The organism is Streptomyces marinisediminis (genome assembly GCF_026262575.1).
Classification (GTDB): Bacteria; Actinomycetota; Actinomycetes; order Streptomycetales; family Streptomycetaceae; genus Streptomyces; species Streptomyces marinisediminis.
On record NZ_JAPKFL010000007.1, the window covers coordinates 110,509 to 125,448 of the forward strand.

The following is a 14,940-nucleotide window of genomic DNA, read 5'->3' on the forward strand; positions in this document are numbered from 1 at the left end:
CCGCTCACCGCGCCGAGGGGGAGACGTACGCCACGTACGACGGCGAGGAGGACCACGACGGCAGCGGCACGGCCCGCCAGCCGCGCGCGTGCCGGGGCGGCTCCCCGCCGTCGGCGACCAGCACCGCCACCGGTCGCCGCTCGGCGAGCGCCCGCAGCCCGGCGGCCGTGATGCTCTCGTCGTGCCCGGCGGGCTGCCGGGAGGCGCACCCGGCCCGGTAGGCCACCCGCACCGCGTCGTGCCCGGACACCACGCACGGCGGCCGCACCCCCGCCCGGTTCAGCTCGGCGGCCACCGCGGCCACGGCCTCCCCCGCCGCCCCGCTCCGCGCCGCCGCCCCGTGGGCGACGCCCGCCTGCACCGCCAGGTGCCCCGCCAGCACCAGCGCCAGCGCGCCCGCGACCACCGGCCGCACGCCGCGCCGTCCGCCGCAGGCCAGCCGCACCAGCCCGAACGCCACCGGCAGCATCAGCAGGGCATAGGCGGGCAGCAGGAACCGGGGCGCCGCGTAGTCGATCAGCAGCAGGTAGGGCACCGCCAGCGTCAGCCCGGTCGCCGTCGCCAGGACGACCGGCGTCCGCCGCCGGCGCCGCACCCCGCGGACGCGCCACACCGCGACGACGCCGAGGGCCACCGCCACCGGCAGCGCCAGCCACCACAGGCCGGTGACGGGGTGCTCCCAGCCGACGGTGCACGGGCGGCACAGGGAGCGGCCCGCCTGGGCGACGAGCTGGTCGTCGAAGGCCAGGTGCCACCCCATGCCGCCCTGGATCTCGCTGGCCCGCTCCAGCCGCGCGAACAGCCCCCCGTAGGCGGCGTGGGCCTCGGCCACCCACGGGGCCACGCCCGCCAGCGGCCCGAGCACGACCGCGGCCAGCAGCGGCGGGCGGCGCCAGCCGGGCACGGCCAGGGCGGCCGCGCCGAGCGCGAGGGCCAGCCAGGCGGCGTCCGGCGGGCGCAGCAGCGCGGCAGCGGCGAGGGCGAGGGCCAGCCCGGCCAGGGCGCCGCGTTCCCCGGGGTCGTCGGCGACGCGCAGGAAGCAGCCGACGGCCGCGAGCGTGGCGAACGCCACCCACAGGTTCGGCATCACCTGGGGCCCGTAGAACAGCGTGATCCACACCGTGGCGAACAGCGCCCCGGCCAGCGCCAGTACCGGCGGGGGCAGCAGCCGCCGCCACACCCACAGCGCGAGGAACAGCGCCAGGCCGGAGAGCGCGGCGAGGTAGAGCCGCAGCGCCGGCTGAGCGTCGGTGAGCGCGAGGACGGGCGCGACGAGGTAGCTCACGCCCCGGGCGCGCGGCGCACTGAGGTAGGCGGCCGGGCGGTCGGGGTCCACCTGGCTCACGTAGACCGTCTCGTCCCAGCCGAGCCCGAGGCCGGGGACGACGAGCACGAGCTGGAGCAGCACGTAGCCCAGCGCGGTGCCGCCGAGCCACAGCGCCGGCCGGTCCCCGCGCGCGTCGAGCTGCCGCAGCGCGAAGCGGAATCGTTCCCGCTGGCGGCCGGGAAGCACCGGGCTCGGAGACTGCATGCGGACCTCGTACCTCGGACCGGGCGTGGGCTGACGCCCTGCGTACCCGCCACCCTCCCCCCGACCCGCCTGTTCCACCACGCGGACTACGGCACCCGGCGGACCCCGCGACGCGCCGCGGGGCGCCCGCGCGGTCGCGGGCGCCCCGGGGCGGCCTGGCGCGTCGCCGTGGCGACGCGGGCGGGTCAGCGGTCGGTGGCCAGCGGCGGCGGCTCCTCCGCGGCGTTCGCGGCGTCGGTGTCTGCGGCGTCGGCGTTCGCGGCGTCGGCGGGACGCCCGGCCGGCTCCCAGCACTCCACGCCGCGCAGTCCGGGGATGCGGTCGGCGGTGAACACCGGGTCCAGACCGGTGCGCCGCTGCGCCTGGTAGTCGGCGAGCAGCCGGAACGCGATCACCGAGAGCGGCAGGATCGACAGCAGGTTGACCAGCGCCATCGCGCCCATGGTGATGTCGCCCAGGCTCCACACCAGCGGCACCGAGCCGATCGCCCCCAGCGCGACGCAGGCCAGCACGGCCGCCCGGTAGCCGGTCATGACCCGCCCCGAACGGGTGATGAACTCGATGTTGGACTCGCCGTAGTAGTAGTTACCGATCATCGAGCTGAAGGCCAACATGAAGACGATGACGGTCAGCGCGTGGCCGCCCCACGCGCCGAGCGTGCCGGCGAACGCGCTCTGCGTGACGTCCGCCCCGCCCCGCTCACCGAGCGTCGGGTTGGCGCTGAGCACGACGAACGCGGTCATCGTGCAGACGACGAGGGTGTCGAAGTACACACCGAAGGTCTGCACCAGCCCCTGCTTGACGGGGTGGGAGGTGTCGGCGGCGGCCGCCGCGTTCGGCGCGGAACCCATGCCCGCCTCGTTGGAGAACATGCCGCGCCGCACGCCCTGGAGGATCGCCGTGCCGACGGCCCCGCCGGCGATCTCGCGGAACCCGAAGGCGCCGCCGACGATGTCCGCCAGCATGCCGGGCACCATGTCGGCGTTGAGCACGACGATCACGGTGCCGAGCAGCAGGTAGAGGCAGGCCATGGCGGGCACGAGCGCGGTCGTGACGGCGGCCAGGCGCTTGACGCCGAAGAAGACCGCCAGCCCCAGCAGCACCGCGAGCAGGACACCGAGCGCCGGCGGGAACCAGCCCGCGTCGACGCCGTCGAGCGAGCCCTGCACCGCGACCGCGATGGTGTTGGACTGCACGGCCGTCAGCACGAAGCCGAAGGTGAGCGTGATCAGGACGGCGAACAGCACGCCCAGCCAGCGCTTCCCGAGCCCCCGCTCCATGTAGTAGGCCGGACCGCCCCGGAAGGTGCCCGGCTCCTTGCCGCGCGCCTTGTAGAGCTGCGCGAGCACGGACTCGACGAACGCCGACGCGCCGCCGATGAGCGCCATCATCCACATCCAGAACACCGCGCCGGGCCCACCGAGGGTGATGGCCGTGGCCACACCGGCGACGTTGCCGGTGCCGATGCGCGCGGCGGCGGAGATCGTGAACGCGCCGAAGGGCGAGACGCCGCGCGCCGACTTGTCCGTGAACACCCGGAGCATGTCCGGGAGCAGCCGCAACTGTGCGCCGCGCGAGCGCAGGGTGAAGTACAGGCCCGCGACCGCGACGAGCGGCACCAGCAGGTACGTCCAGAAGGCGTCGTTGACGTTGACGACGAGGTCTTCGAGCGTGCTCATGACGGTGGAGGGGTCCGTCCTCGTGGGGGTCTTCGCTTCCGAGTCCGGCGGCGGGTACGGGTCGCGTGTCCGGGCGCCGTTTCAGACTTTCGGGCATCTTTCCACCGCCCCCCGCGCCTGACCAGGCCCCCGGGCGTGCCGATTCTCACATGGTGGACACGGCGGGGGCCGCGTCGGGGCCCGGCCAGGGTGCCGTCGGGGTCCGGCGGGGGCACGGCGGGGCCGACCGGGGCGCGCGACCGAGCCCGGCCGCGTACGGCCGCCCTCCGGCGCGCTCCGACCGGCCCGGCCGCCCCTTGGTCCAGTCCAGGCCCCGTCCGGCCGCGTACGGCCGCGTACGGGCCCGGACGGGGCCCGGGAGCGGCCCGGTGCCGTCCCGCCGCGCACGGGCCCGGACACGGCGAAGGGCGGCTCCCCGTGGGGGAGCCGCCCTGGCGGCCGTGTGAACGGCGAACCGCTGGTCCGGGAGGAAGCCGGATCAGAAGTCCATGCCACCGCCCATGCCACCGGTCGGGTCGGCGGCGCCGGCCGCGGCCTTCTCCGGCTTGTCGGCGATGACGGCCTCGGTGGTCAGGAACAGCGCGGCGATCGACGCGGCGTTCTGCAGCGCGGAGCGCGTGACCTTCGCCGGGTCGATGATGCCCTCGGCGATCATGTCCACGTACTCGCCGGTGGCCGCGTTCAGGCCGTGGCCGACGGTCAGGTTGCGCACCTTCTCGACCACGACGCCGCCCTCGAGGCCGGCGTTGACCGCGATCTGCTTGAGCGGGGCCTCCAGCGCGAGCTTGACGGCGGCCGCACCGGTGGCCTCGTCGCCGTCGAGCTCCAGCTTCTCGAACACGGCGGACGCCTGGAGCAGAGCCACGCCACCACCGGCGACGATGCCCTCCTCGACGGCGGCCTTCGCGTTGCGCACCGCGTCCTCGATGCGGTGCTTGCGCTCCTTGAGCTCCACCTCGGTGGCGGCACCGGCCTTGATGACGGCCACGCCGCCGGCCAGCTTCGCCAGACGCTCCTGGAGCTTCTCGCGGTCGTAGTCCGAGTCGGAGTTCTCGATCTCGGCGCGGATCTGGTTGACGCGGCCCTGGACCTGCTCGCTGTCGCCGGCACCGTCCACGATGGTGGTCTCGTCCTTGGTGACGACGACCTTGCGGGCGCGGCCCAGCAGCTCCAGACCGGCGTTCTCCAGCTTGAGGCCGACCTCCTCGGAGATGACCTGGCCGCCGGTGAGGATGGCGATGTCGCCCAGCATGGCCTTGCGACGGTCGCCGAAGCCCGGGGCCTTGACGGCGACGGACTTGAAGGTGCCGCGGATCTTGTTGACGACGAGCGTGGACAGCGCCTCGCCCTCGACGTCCTCGGCGATGATCAGCAGCGGCTTGCCCGACTGCATGACCTTCTCCAGCAGCGGCAGCAGGTCCTTGACGTTGCCGATCTTGGAGTTCGCGATGAGGATGTAGGGGTCGTCGTAGACCGTCTCCATGCGCTCCATGTCGGTCGCGAAGTACGCCGAGATGTAGCCCTTGTCGAAGCGCATGCCCTCGGTGAGCTCCAGCTCGAGACCGAAGGTCTGCGACTCCTCGACGGTGATGACGCCTTCCTTGCCCACCTTGTCCATGGCCTCGGCGATCAGCTCGCCGATCTGGGTGTCGGCGGCGGAGATGGAGGCGGTGGAGGCGATCTGCTCCTTGGTCTCCACGTCCTTGGCCTGCTCCAGCAGGGCGGCGGAGACGGCCTCGGTGGCGCGCTCGATGCCGCGCTTCAGAGCCATCGGGTTGGCGCCGGCGGCCACGTTGCGCAGGCCCTCGCGGACCAGGGCCTGGGCCAGAACGGTCGCCGTCGTCGTGCCGTCACCGGCGACGTCGTCCGTCTTCTTCGCGACCTCCTTGACGAGCTCGGCGCCGATCTTCTCGTAGGCGTCCTCGAGCTCGATCTCCTTGGCGATGGAGACACCGTCGTTGGTGATCGTGGGGGCGCCCCACTTCTTCTCCAGCACGACGTTGCGGCCCTTGGGGCCGAGCGTGACCTTGACGGCGTCGGCGAGCTGGTTCATGCCGCGTTCGAGGCCGCGCCGCGCCTCCTCGTCGAACGCGATGATCTTGGCCATGTGAAGTGGTCCTCCCGGACTGGGGTGGATTGCTCCGGACCGCGCTGGCGCCCGCGACGGACGGCCTGCGGGGCCTGGCGGTCACTTCCCACCGAGCCTCGCGGACCTCACCGAACGGTCCTTCTTTGTCACTCTCACCTGGAGAGTGCTAAGCCCATGATTAGCACTCGACCCCCGCGAGTGCAAGCGCCCGCCGTCCCGGAGGCCGCGCGGCGGCGCGGGCGGACACGGCGAAGGGCCCGGCCGGTGTCGGCCGGGCCCCCTGCGGGATCAGACGGTCGCCGCTCAGGCGGAGAGGCGGACCATGTCCGCCTGCGGGCCCTTCTGGCCCTGTGAGATCTCGAACTCGACCCGCTGCCCTTCCTCAAGGGTGCGGTAACCGTCCATCTGGATCGCGCTGTAGTGGACGAACACGTCCGCACCACCGTCGACCGCGATGAAGCCGTAGCCCTTCTCCGCGTTGAACCACTTGACGGTGCCCTGAGCCATTCCTAACTCCCCTATTACTGGCCCTTGCGCGAGCCCGCACTCCGCGGACCCGGGTCAGAGTTCACCCCCTGGGTCGGGGGGGTGTGCGCCGGAACGCGTCGACCGCCGCTGAATGTATCTGCACGAACGCCCTGTGCAACAGGTCAATCAGACGAGAAATCCGCGCAGAACCGATCGGAAAGAGGCCCACAAGGCTCCGCAAACCGGGACACTCCCGGCCGGGCATATGGGGCGTAACCCGGACGAACGTTTCTACGATTTCGGGCACGACTTGTCGCGCCACACCGTGCGCGGGCATGCGTCAGAACCGGTGTGACGGGTGGGGCGTGGAATCTCCCCCACCCTACCGCCTCCGGGTAGGCGGAATGACCACCCCGGGCCGGGCCCGTCGACCTCCGCGTCCCCCACGCCCCTCGCGCCCCAGCCGACCCGCAGCGACGGCGGACGGCCGTCCACGGGCTGCCGCGAGCACGCGCCGCCGCCCCCCTCGCGGGCCCGCGCCCCGGCCTCCCCCGGGGCCTGCGGCTGCCCCGGAACAGGTCTTCGGAGCTCGAACGGCGGGCGGCCACGGGCCACGACGGGCCACGGCCGAGAGGCCGGGCACCGCGGGGCGGGGCCCGGACGGCAGCCGGGCCCGAGCGGCGCGCGCCCAGCCCCGCGCAGCCGCCGGCACCCGGGCTCCACCACCCACCGGACCCGTCGACCGCGGCACGCCACCCCGCCGCCACACGCCATCGAGCGCCGCACCCCGTCGAACACCCCCGCGCCACGACCATCGGCGCCGCCGCACCGGGCGCACCGTCGGTGACCGGCGTGCCCGGTGGCGCTCCACGGGGCACACTGCGGCGGCACACTGCGGCGGGGCCGGGGACGCGCGGCACGTCGAAGCCCGGACGCGCAGCCGAGGGCGTCATCGGCCGGCGGGGAAGGGGCGGCCGACGACGTCGCCGCACGGACACGGGCGGCACCCGGACACGGGCGGCACGCCGACGGCCCGGGCCCGCTCGGCGCGGGGCCCGGGCCGTCGGCGGCGGGGCGGCTTCCGGGGTCAGGCGCCGCCGGCGACCGCCGGGATGATGGAGACGCCCGCGCCGTCCGGGGTGGGCGTCTGGAGGCCCTCGGCGAAGCGGACGTCGTCGTCGTTGACGTAGACGTTCACGAAGCGCCGCAGCTTGCCCTGGTCGTCCAGCACGCGCGGGCCGATGCCGGTGTGGTTCTTCTCCAGGTCGGCCAGCACCTCGCCCAGGGTCGCGCCCTCGGCGGCGACCTCGGCCCGCCCGCCGGTGTAGGTGCGCAGGATCGTGGGGATGCGGACGTTAACGCTCATGGGTGGTTCCTTCGTCGAGTGCGTGCGGAGGCGGGGGCGCGGGGCGGGCTCAGCCCAGGCCCGCGTCGCGGAACGCGTCCAGCGTGGGGCGGATGACGGCGGTGGGGCCGGAGGAGGGCGCCACGGCGTCCAGGGTCTTGAGGCCGTCGCCGGTGTTGAGGACGACCGTGGTCAGCGCCGGGTCGAGCCGGCCGCTCTCGATGAGCTTGCGGGTGACGCCGACGGTCACGCCGCCCGCCGTCTCCGCGAAGATGCCCTCGGTGCGGGCCAGCAGCTTGATGGCGTCGACCACCTGCTCGTCGGTGACGTCCTCGACCGCGCCGCCGGTGCGCCGGGCGATGTCCAGGACGTAGGGGCCGTCCGCCGGGTTGCCGATGGCCAGCGACTTGGCGATGGTGTCGGGCCGCACCGGGCGCACCACGTCGTGGCCGCCCTTGAAGGCCTGCGAGACCGGCGAGCAGCCCGCGGCCTGGGCACCGAAGATCTTGTACGGCCGGTCCTCGACGAGTCCGAGCGCGATCAGCTCGCGCAGACCCTTGTCGATCTTGGTGAGCTGCGAGCCGGAGGCGATCGGGATGACGAGCTGGTCCGGCAGCCGCCAGCCGAGCTGCTCGCAGATCTCGTACGCGAGCGTCTTGGAGCCCTCGGCGTAGTACGGGCGCAGGTTGACGTTGACGAAGCCCCAGCCCTCGCCCGCCGGGTCCCCGATCAGCTCGCTGCAGAAACGGTTCACGTCGTCGTAGGTGCCCTCGATGCCCACCAGCTCGCCCCCGTAGACGGCGGCCATGACGACCTTGCCCTGCTCCAGGTCGTGCGGGATGAACACGCAGCTCCGCAGGCCCGCGCGGGCGGCGGCGGCGCCCACCGCGCCGGCCAGGTTGCCGGTGGAGGAGCAGGAGAGCGTGGTGAAGCCGAAGGCGCGGGCGGCCTCGACAGCGATCGCCACGACGCGGTCCTTGAAGGAGTGCGTCGGGTTGCCGGAGTCGTCCTTGACGTGCAGTTCGCCGGTGACGCCCAGCTCGCGGGCGAGGTTGTCGGCGCGCACCAGCTTGGTGAACCCGGGGTTGGTGTTCGGTTTGGCGGCGACGTCCTCGGGGACGGGCAGCAGCGGCGCGTAGCGCCAGATGCTGGCCGGACCAGCCTCGATGCGCCGGCGCAGCCCCTCGGCGTCCCCGGTGGGCAGCTCGTAGGCGACCTCCAGCGGGCCGAAACAGACGCCGCAGGCGAAGTCGGGGCCGAGCGGCGAGCGCTCCCCGCACTCCCGGCAGGACAGCGCGGCGGCGGGCCCGAGGGAGACGCTTCCGGCGGGGGCGTCGGCGGAGGTGGCGGAGGTGGTGTCGGTGGTGCTGGCAACCGTGTTCACGGCCATGGAGGCGAGGCCCTTTCTCCTCATCTTCCCCGTCGGCGACCTTCGCCACGGGACGGAATTGGCACCTTCCCCACGGCGGGTTCGCCTCCGAGATGACCGGGATGACGTAATGACGCGCGGGAGGGTTGCCGGGGCTTCAACGGGCCGTTCCCTCTGCCCCTCTGGATGAGCTCTATGGCGCTGTACCAGCGCGTTTGTCGTAAACGCCGGACCCCGACGTGCGGAGGTCACGTGCGCTGTTCAAGACTGTAACCGACGGCCGTGACGGTGGATGCGGTCGTCCGAACCGCGAGACGGTCCCGTCCGCGGGTGAATCCGGGAGGCGATTCGTGCTGGACGAGGTCGAGAGCTGGCTGCACCGGCGCTCCTGGAGCGCCGACGACCGTCCGCTGGCGCGGCTGCTGGACGCCAAGCGGGCGGCGGGCGCGCGCGGCAGCGTGAGCGTCGTCCTGCCCGCACTGAACGAGGAGGCGACCGTCGGCGACATCGTCGCCCGTATCCGGTCCGAGCTGATGACGGCGCGGGTGCCGCTGGTCGACGAGCTGGTCGTCGTCGACTCCGGCTCCACCGACCGCACCGGCGACGTGGCCGCCGCCGCGGGGGCGAAGGTGGTCCACCGCGACGCGCTGCTGCCGCGCATACCGGCCGTGCCGGGCAAGGGCGAGGTGCTGTGGCGCTCGCTGCTGGCCACCAGCGGGGAGATCGTCTGCTTCGTCGACGCCGACCTGCGGGACTTCCGCTCCCGGTTCGTCTCCGGCATCGTCGGCCCCCTGCTGACCGAGCCGTCGCTCCAGCTCGTCAAGGGCATGTACGACCGGCCGCTCGGGGACAGCCCGGCGGGCGGCGGCCGGGTGACGGAGCTGGTCGCGCGCCCGCTGCTGAACCTGCACTGGCCCCGGCTGGCCGGTTTCGTGCAGCCGCTGGGCGGGGAGTACGCGGCGCGCCGCTCGCTGCTGGAGCGCATGCCGTTCCCGGTCGGCTACGGCGTCGAGCTGGCGCTGCTGGTGGACGCGCTGCACGCGGTGGGCCTGGACGCGCTCGCCCAGGTGGACGTCGGCGTGCGCAAGCACCGCAACCAGGACGGGCAGGCGCTGGGCCGGATGGCCGCCGCGATCTACCGCACCGCGCAGCTCCGGCTCTCCGGGGCGCCGCTGACCCGGCCCGAGCTCACCCAGTTCGACCGGGTGCCGGACGGCGGCTTCGCACCGCGCACCCACCGCGTCGACACGATCGAGCGCCCGCCGATGGGCACGGTCCCGGAGTACGCGTCCGCCCGCGCGGTGGCGTAGGGACGGCCGCCCGGGCAGGCGTTCCGCTCCCGGGCGGCCGGCGGCAGCACCCCGGGGCGGCCCGCCCGGGAGCGGGCCCGCGGGGCGGTGCGGGCGAGGCGGGAAACCGCACGGTCGTTTGAACGCCCGGTGTTCCGGATACGCTCGCGGCATGGTCTCCCAGGTTCTCGTCGCCTCCAACCGGGGCCCGGTCTCCTACTCCGTCGCCGAGGACGGCACGCTGACCGCCAGGCGCGGAGGGGGCGGCCTGGTCTCGGGTCTGTCGGCCATCGGCCAGGACGCGGACGCCGTGTGGGTGTGCGCCGCACTGACCGAGGGCGACCGGGCGGCCGCCCGCCGCGCGGACGGCGCGCTGCCCGCCGAGGACACCGGCGGCCAGCGCGTGCGCATGCTCGACATCGACGCCGACACCTTCGCCGGCGCCTACAACGGCGTGGCGAACTCGGTGCTGTGGTTCGTGCACCACCTGCTCTACCAAACCCCGCTGGAACCCGTCTTCGACACCGAGTTCGAGCGGCAGTGGGCGGCCTACGAGGCGTACAACGCCGCCTTCGCCGACGCCCTCGCCGGGGACGCCGAACGGGGCGCGACCGTCATGGTGCAGGACTACCACCTCACGCTGGTGCCCGCGCTGCTGCGCGAGCGGCGTCCCGACCTGCGCATCGGCCACTTCTCCCACACCCCGTGGGCGCCCGCCGACTACTACCGGCTGCTGCCCGACGCCGTGGCCGCCGACGTGCTGCGCGGTGTCCTCGGCGCGGACCGGGCCGCGTTCCTCACCCGCCGCTGGGCGGAGGCGTTCGCCGCGTGCTGCGCGGACGTGCTCGGCGCGCGCGTGGACGGCGCGGACCGGCCGGACGGCGAGCTGCGCGTGACGCACGCCGGACGGACGACCCGGATCGGGGTGCACGGCCTGGGCGCGGACGCCGGGTTCCTGCGCGAGCGGGCGCACCGGGACGACGTCGCCGAGCGCATGGCGGCGCTGCGCGAGCAGATCGGCACGGACGACTCCGGCGCTTCGCGGCGGACGATCGTCCGGGTGGACCGCACGGAGCTGTCCAAGAACATCGTGCGCGGCCTGCACGCGTTCCGGCGGCTGCTGCGGGACCGGCCCGAGTGGCGCGACCGCGTGGTGCACGTGGCGTTCGCCTACCCCTCGCGGCAGGACCTCGCCGTGTACCGCCGGTACACCGAGGAGGTCGCGCGCGTCGCCGACGAGGTCAACGCCGAGTTCGGCACGGCCTCGTGGACGCCCGTCGTGCTGCACGTGAAGGACGACTTCGCCCGCTCGCTGGCCGCCTACCGGCTGGCCGACGTGGCCCTGGTCAACCCGATCCGGGACGGCATGAACCTGGTGGCCAAGGAGGTGCCGGTCGTCTCCGACGCGGGGTGCGCGCTGGTGCTGTCCCGGGAGGCGGGCGCGGCGGCGGAGCTGGCGCAGGACGCGCTGCCGGTCAACCCGTACGACATCGCGGGCACCGCCGCGGCGCTGCACACCGCGCTCGCCATGCCCCCAGAGGAACGCGCCGCCCGCACCGAGCGCCTGGCCGCCGCGGCCACCGCCCTGCCGCCCCAGGCCTGGTTCCTGGCCCAACTGGACGCCCTGCACACCCCGTGACCCGCCCGGGCGGGCGTCACTCCCGCGCGCCGGGGCAACGCCGAAGGCGCGGCGTCACAGCGCCGCGAGGAAGGCGGCCACGCCCGGGGGGCCGTCCACGACCACGTCGGCGCGGTCGGTCAGCGCGGTGACCTCGGCGCTGCCGCTGCACACCAGCAGGCCCGGCGGCCCGTCGGCGCGGCGGCGGTCCACGGCGTCGAAGGCCGCGAGGTCACCGAGGTCGTCACCGGCGTAGAGGACCGGGCCCGCGTCCAGCTCGGTGAGGAGGGCGGTCAGGGCGCGCCCCTTGTCCATGCCGTGCGGGCGCAGTTCGAGGACGAAGCGCCCGGGTTCGAGCTGGAGGGCGTGGCGCTCTGCGAGCGCCGTCAGCGGTGCCCGCAGGCTCGCGAACGCGCCCGCGGGGTCGGGCGCCTGGCGGGTGTGGACGGCGACGGCCAGGCCCTTGTCCTCCACGCGGACGCCGCCGGGGGCCGCCAGCTCCCGCAGCAGGGCGGGCAGCTCGTCCCGGGCGGCCAGGACGCCCGGGTCGGGGGGCGGGGCGGTCAGCCGCCCGGTGGCCGCGTCCCAGCGCTCCGCGCCGTAGGCGCCCAGCACCGTCAGTTTCTCCAGACCGGGGGCGCCCGCGAAGCCGCCGTAGCGGACGGCCAGCTCGGCGGGGCGGCCGGTGACGACGGCGAGCGCGCGCAGGCGCGGCGCCAGCCGGCTGAGGACGGGGAGCACGTCGGGGTGGGGGCGGGCCTGGTCGGGGTCGGGGACGATCGGCGCCAGGGTGCCGTCGAAGTCGAGCGCGACGACGGAGCGCTCGGGCGCCGCGCGCAGGGCCGCGAGCCCGGTGCGGCCCTGGGCCGTCGTCACGTCGGGGAGGGATGCGTCGATGCCGGCCATGGCGCCCGAGCCTACCGGCGCCGGCGCTGGGCGTCGCGGCGCCTGCGGAGGCGGTTGACGGTCACCGGATCGTGGGCGAGGGCGCGTGCGTCGTCGAGGAGGGCGTTGAGAATCTGGTAGTAGCGCGTGGGTGAGAGGTCGAGTTCCTCGCGTATCGCCCGCTCCTTGGCGCCGGGGCCCGGCCAGCCGCGCCGCTCGTGCGCCAGCACGGCCTCCTCGCGCTCGGACAGCCCGCTGGGCTCCACGCTCTCACCTCCCCGCTTCCCCGCTCCAACGTAACCGGCTCCGCCCACAGCGGCGCGCGCGGGAGGCGGTCGCCGGGCGCGCCGGGGGGCCGTGCCCCGGCGCGACGCCGCGCCTCCGGCCCGCCGTCGGCGGGCCGGAGGCGCGGCGTCACAGGGCGGCGGACTCCGCCGAGAGCGCCTTGCGCTGAAGGGAGCCGAGGAGGTTCTCCGCGCTGCCGCCGGGGTGGACGGCCTCGCCGATGGTCTCCTTGATGTCGCGGCTGGTCTGCGACCAGGACACCTTGTCCACGGGGTAGAAGACGGCGGCCGGGAGCTGCTCCAGGAAGGACTGGAGGTGCTTCTGGTCGTCGTCCTCGCTCATCCGGTCGGATGCGGAGGTCGTCACGGGCAGCAGGTCGAAGCGTTCGACGAGCGTGTAGTACTGCTCCAGACCGAACAGGAAGTCCAGGAAGGTGCCGATCTCGGCGCGGTGGCCACGCTGCTTGAACCCCATGATCCAGTCGGCGACCCCCATGGTGGACTGGGAGACGCCGTCGCGGCCGGGCAGCGGCGCGGTGCCGTACTCCACGTCGTTCCGGCGGGACTGCTCGATCAGCACCGGGTGCCCGTTGAGCATGCCGACCCGGCCGGCGGCGAAGGCGTCGAACATCGCCTGGCGGTTGGTCTTGGCCGGGCTCTGCGGCTGGATGAGCCCGCCCCGGACGAGCTTGTCGCGCAGCCAGGTGAAGGTGCGGACGTTCTCCTCGGAGTCGATGGTGTAGGTGCCGACGTTGTTGGTGTAGCCGCCGCCACCGCTGAGCATCCACAGCATGGTCTCGGCCTGCGCCTCCTCCGGGCCGAGCGGCAGGGCGTAGGGGATCTCGACCCCGGCCTCCTCCAGCACCCGGGCCGCCTCGCGCAGCTCCTCCCACGTCGTCGGCGGCTTCTCCGGGTCGAGGCCGGCGCTGCGGAAGAGGGACTTGTTGTAGAACAGCAGCCGCGTGCTGGCGGCGAAGGGCAGGCCGTACTGGGTGCGGCGCAGTTCGCCGGCCTGCGCGAGCCCGGGCAGGAAGTCGGCCTGCACGGGTATGGAGAGCAGGTCGCCTGCCGGGTAGATGTCGCCGTTCGCGGCGTAGTCGGCGTAGGAGCCGATCTGCGCGATGTCGGGGGCCTCCCCCGCCTCCACCATCTCGGCGACCTTGCGGTCGACCTCGCTCCAGCCGTAGATCGTGACGTCGACGCCGATCTCCGGGTGCTGGGCGCGGAAGGCGCTGACGACGCCGTCCCACCACTCCTGCGCGCTGTTGCCCGGAGTGCCGTACTCGGCGGCCACGAGCTTGAGGGTGACGTCGCCGCCGCCCGCGTCGCCGCCGCAGCCGGTGGCCGCCAGACCCACGCCGCTGACCATGCCCGTCGCCGCGAGGGCCAAGAAACGCCGCCGTCGCACTGCCGTCCCCTTTGGTGTTCGCCGCCTCCGGGCGCGGGAGTGGTGCGCTCGGAGCTGTCGTGCACGTCCGCACACCCCGGTCGCGACCCGGTTGGGCCACGGGTGGGGCGGTGGCGAGTTTTCACCCGCTGTTGCGCCGGACGCAAGGTATGAGTCTCCATCGCCTGCGGAATTCCGTGCACACCGGCCCCCCGGTTACCGCACGTGGTCAACGCGGGACGAGCGCCGCCCGGGTCCCCGGTGCGACACCCGGTAAGCGGCTGGTCACGGCCCGCCCGTTCGCCGGCCCGCGTCCGCAGCGGGAGCACGGACGGCGACCGGACGGCGGGCCGGGCGGCAGGGGCCCGGGAGGCGGCCGAACGAGGAGGACGGCCACCCGGACACAGCTACCCGGAGGCACAGGCACCCGCGGACGCGGGCACCCGGGGGCGGGGGGCCCCGGGGTCAGCCCAGGGGGCGGTAGCGGCCCTGGAAGTAGGTGAGGGGGCCGTCGGTGCCGGAGCCGCGGACGTGCGCGGTCAGGACGCGGGCGACGAGCAGCGTGTGGTCCCCGGCGGGCACCCGCTCCTCGGTGCGGCATTCGAGCTGCGCGAGCGCGCCGTCCACCAGGGGCGCCTCGGCCACGTCGCCGCGCTCGTGCGGGAGCTCGGAGAACAGCAGCCGGTCGCTGAGCCGTCCCTTCATCGCGAACCGCCCGGCGACCTGGCGCTGGTGCTCGGCGAGGAGGTTGGCCGCCCACAGCGGGCGGCGCGCGAGGACCTCCTCCATACGGGAGCCGGTGCGCACGCTGAGCAGGACGAGCGGCGGGTCGAGCGAGACGGAGACGAACGCGGTCGCGGTCATGCCGACGTAGGCGCCCTGCGGGCCGTCCTCGGGGTCGTAGGCCGTCACCAGCACGACACCGGCCGCGAGCCGGGCCATCGCGGCCCGGAACTGCTCCTCGTTCACCCCTTCAGGATGCGGGACGCCGGCCCC

12 protein-coding genes and 1 riboswitch are annotated in these 14,940 nt (G+C 74.4%); of the genes, 2 read left to right on the plus strand and 10 right to left on the minus strand.

Annotated features, from left to right (window positions below; genetic code table 11):
• Positions 1-4: 4 nt before the first annotated feature.
• The 6 genes from OSB71_RS08080 to thrC form a co-directional block, all read right to left on the minus strand.
• The gene (locus OSB71_RS08080) at positions 5-1,531 is read right to left on the minus strand and encodes a hypothetical protein (RefSeq protein ID WP_265945811.1); all 1,527 of its coding nucleotides are present in this window, start codon (positions 1,529-1,531) and stop codon (positions 5-7) included.
• Between the two features lie 185 nt (positions 1,532-1,716).
• Positions 1,717-3,210: an alanine/glycine:cation symporter family protein gene (locus OSB71_RS08085; RefSeq protein ID WP_265945813.1), complete on the minus strand. Its 1,494-nt coding sequence runs from the start codon at positions 3,208-3,210 to the stop codon at positions 1,717-1,719.
• Positions 3,211-3,688: 478 nt separating this feature from the next.
• Positions 3,689-5,317: a chaperonin GroEL gene (groL, locus tag OSB71_RS08090; RefSeq protein WP_265945815.1), complete on the minus strand. Its 1,629-nt coding sequence runs from the start codon at positions 5,315-5,317 to the stop codon at positions 3,689-3,691.
• Positions 5,318-5,602: 285 nt separating this feature from the next.
• Positions 5,603-5,806 (minus strand): cold-shock protein, encoded by a 204-nt coding sequence (locus OSB71_RS08095; RefSeq protein WP_004929928.1) that lies wholly within the window; start codon positions 5,804-5,806, stop codon positions 5,603-5,605.
• Between the two features lie 1,048 nt (positions 5,807-6,854).
• Positions 6,855-7,133 (minus strand): MoaD/ThiS family protein, encoded by a 279-nt coding sequence (locus OSB71_RS08100; RefSeq protein WP_265945837.1) that lies wholly within the window; start codon positions 7,131-7,133, stop codon positions 6,855-6,857.
• 49 nt (positions 7,134-7,182) lie between these two features.
• Positions 7,183-8,526: a threonine synthase gene (gene thrC / locus OSB71_RS08105; RefSeq protein ID WP_265945839.1), complete on the minus strand. Its 1,344-nt coding sequence runs from the start codon at positions 8,524-8,526 to the stop codon at positions 7,183-7,185.
• A riboswitch (SAM riboswitch) is annotated at positions 8,520-8,674 on the minus strand. It overlaps the preceding gene by 7 nt.
• A 157-nt stretch (positions 8,675-8,831) precedes the next feature.
• On the opposite strand from thrC, the gene OSB71_RS08110 reads away from it, so the two are divergent.
• Both OSB71_RS08110 and OSB71_RS08115 read left to right on the plus strand, forming a co-directional pair.
• Complete coding sequence (locus OSB71_RS08110) at positions 8,832-9,791, plus strand: glucosyl-3-phosphoglycerate synthase (protein ID WP_265945841.1); 960 nt, start codon at positions 8,832-8,834, stop codon at positions 9,789-9,791.
• 151 nt (positions 9,792-9,942) lie between these two features.
• The gene (locus OSB71_RS08115) at positions 9,943-11,409 is read left to right on the plus strand and encodes an alpha,alpha-trehalose-phosphate synthase (UDP-forming) (protein WP_265945861.1); all 1,467 of its coding nucleotides are present in this window, start codon (positions 9,943-9,945) and stop codon (positions 11,407-11,409) included.
• Between the two features lie 54 nt (positions 11,410-11,463).
• On the opposite strand, the gene otsB is transcribed toward OSB71_RS08115, so the two are convergent.
• From otsB to OSB71_RS08135, 4 genes are all read right to left on the minus strand, one after another.
• Positions 11,464-12,294, minus strand: coding sequence for a trehalose-phosphatase (otsB, locus tag OSB71_RS08120; RefSeq protein ID WP_265945864.1), 831 nt, complete (start codon positions 12,292-12,294; stop codon positions 11,464-11,466).
• 11 nt (positions 12,295-12,305) lie between these two features.
• The gene (locus OSB71_RS08125) at positions 12,306-12,539 is read right to left on the minus strand and encodes a DUF3263 domain-containing protein (protein WP_265945866.1); all 234 of its coding nucleotides are present in this window, start codon (positions 12,537-12,539) and stop codon (positions 12,306-12,308) included.
• A 148-nt stretch (positions 12,540-12,687) separates the two neighbouring features.
• The gene (locus OSB71_RS08130) at positions 12,688-13,965 is read right to left on the minus strand and encodes an ABC transporter substrate-binding protein (protein ID WP_441005702.1); all 1,278 of its coding nucleotides are present in this window, start codon (positions 13,963-13,965) and stop codon (positions 12,688-12,690) included.
• Positions 13,966-14,409: 444 nt separating this feature from the next.
• On the minus strand, positions 14,410-14,886 hold the full coding sequence (locus OSB71_RS08135; RefSeq protein ID WP_416237220.1) for a flavin reductase family protein: 477 nt from the start codon (positions 14,884-14,886) through the stop codon (positions 14,410-14,412).
• Positions 14,887-14,940: the final 54 nt, after the last annotated feature.

Bases quoted from the DNA above. Each gene is read 5' to 3' on its own strand.
- OSB71_RS08080 (WP_265945811.1), bottom strand. From the start codon at position 1,531: ATGCAGTCTCCGAGCCCGGTGCTTCCCGGCCGCCAGCGGGAACGATTC.
- OSB71_RS08085 (WP_265945813.1), bottom strand. From the start codon at position 3,210: ATGAGCACGCTCGAAGACCTCGTCGTCAACGTCAACGACGCCTTCTGG.
- groL (WP_265945815.1), bottom strand. From the start codon at position 5,317: ATGGCCAAGATCATCGCGTTCGACGAGGAGGCGCGGCGCGGCCTCGAA.
- OSB71_RS08095 (WP_004929928.1), bottom strand. From the start codon at position 5,806: ATGGCTCAGGGCACCGTCAAGTGGTTCAACGCGGAGAAGGGCTACGGC.
- OSB71_RS08100 (WP_265945837.1), bottom strand. From the start codon at position 7,133: ATGAGCGTTAACGTCCGCATCCCCACGATCCTGCGCACCTACACCGGC.
- thrC (WP_265945839.1), bottom strand. From the start codon at position 8,526: ATGAGGAGAAAGGGCCTCGCCTCCATGGCCGTGAACACGGTTGCCAGC.
- OSB71_RS08115 (WP_265945861.1), top strand. From the start codon at position 9,943: ATGGTCTCCCAGGTTCTCGTCGCCTCCAACCGGGGCCCGGTCTCCTAC.
- otsB (WP_265945864.1), bottom strand. From the start codon at position 12,294: ATGGCCGGCATCGACGCATCCCTCCCCGACGTGACGACGGCCCAGGGC.
- OSB71_RS08135 (WP_416237220.1), bottom strand. From the start codon at position 14,886: ATGGCCCGGCTCGCGGCCGGTGTCGTGCTGGTGACGGCCTACGACCCC.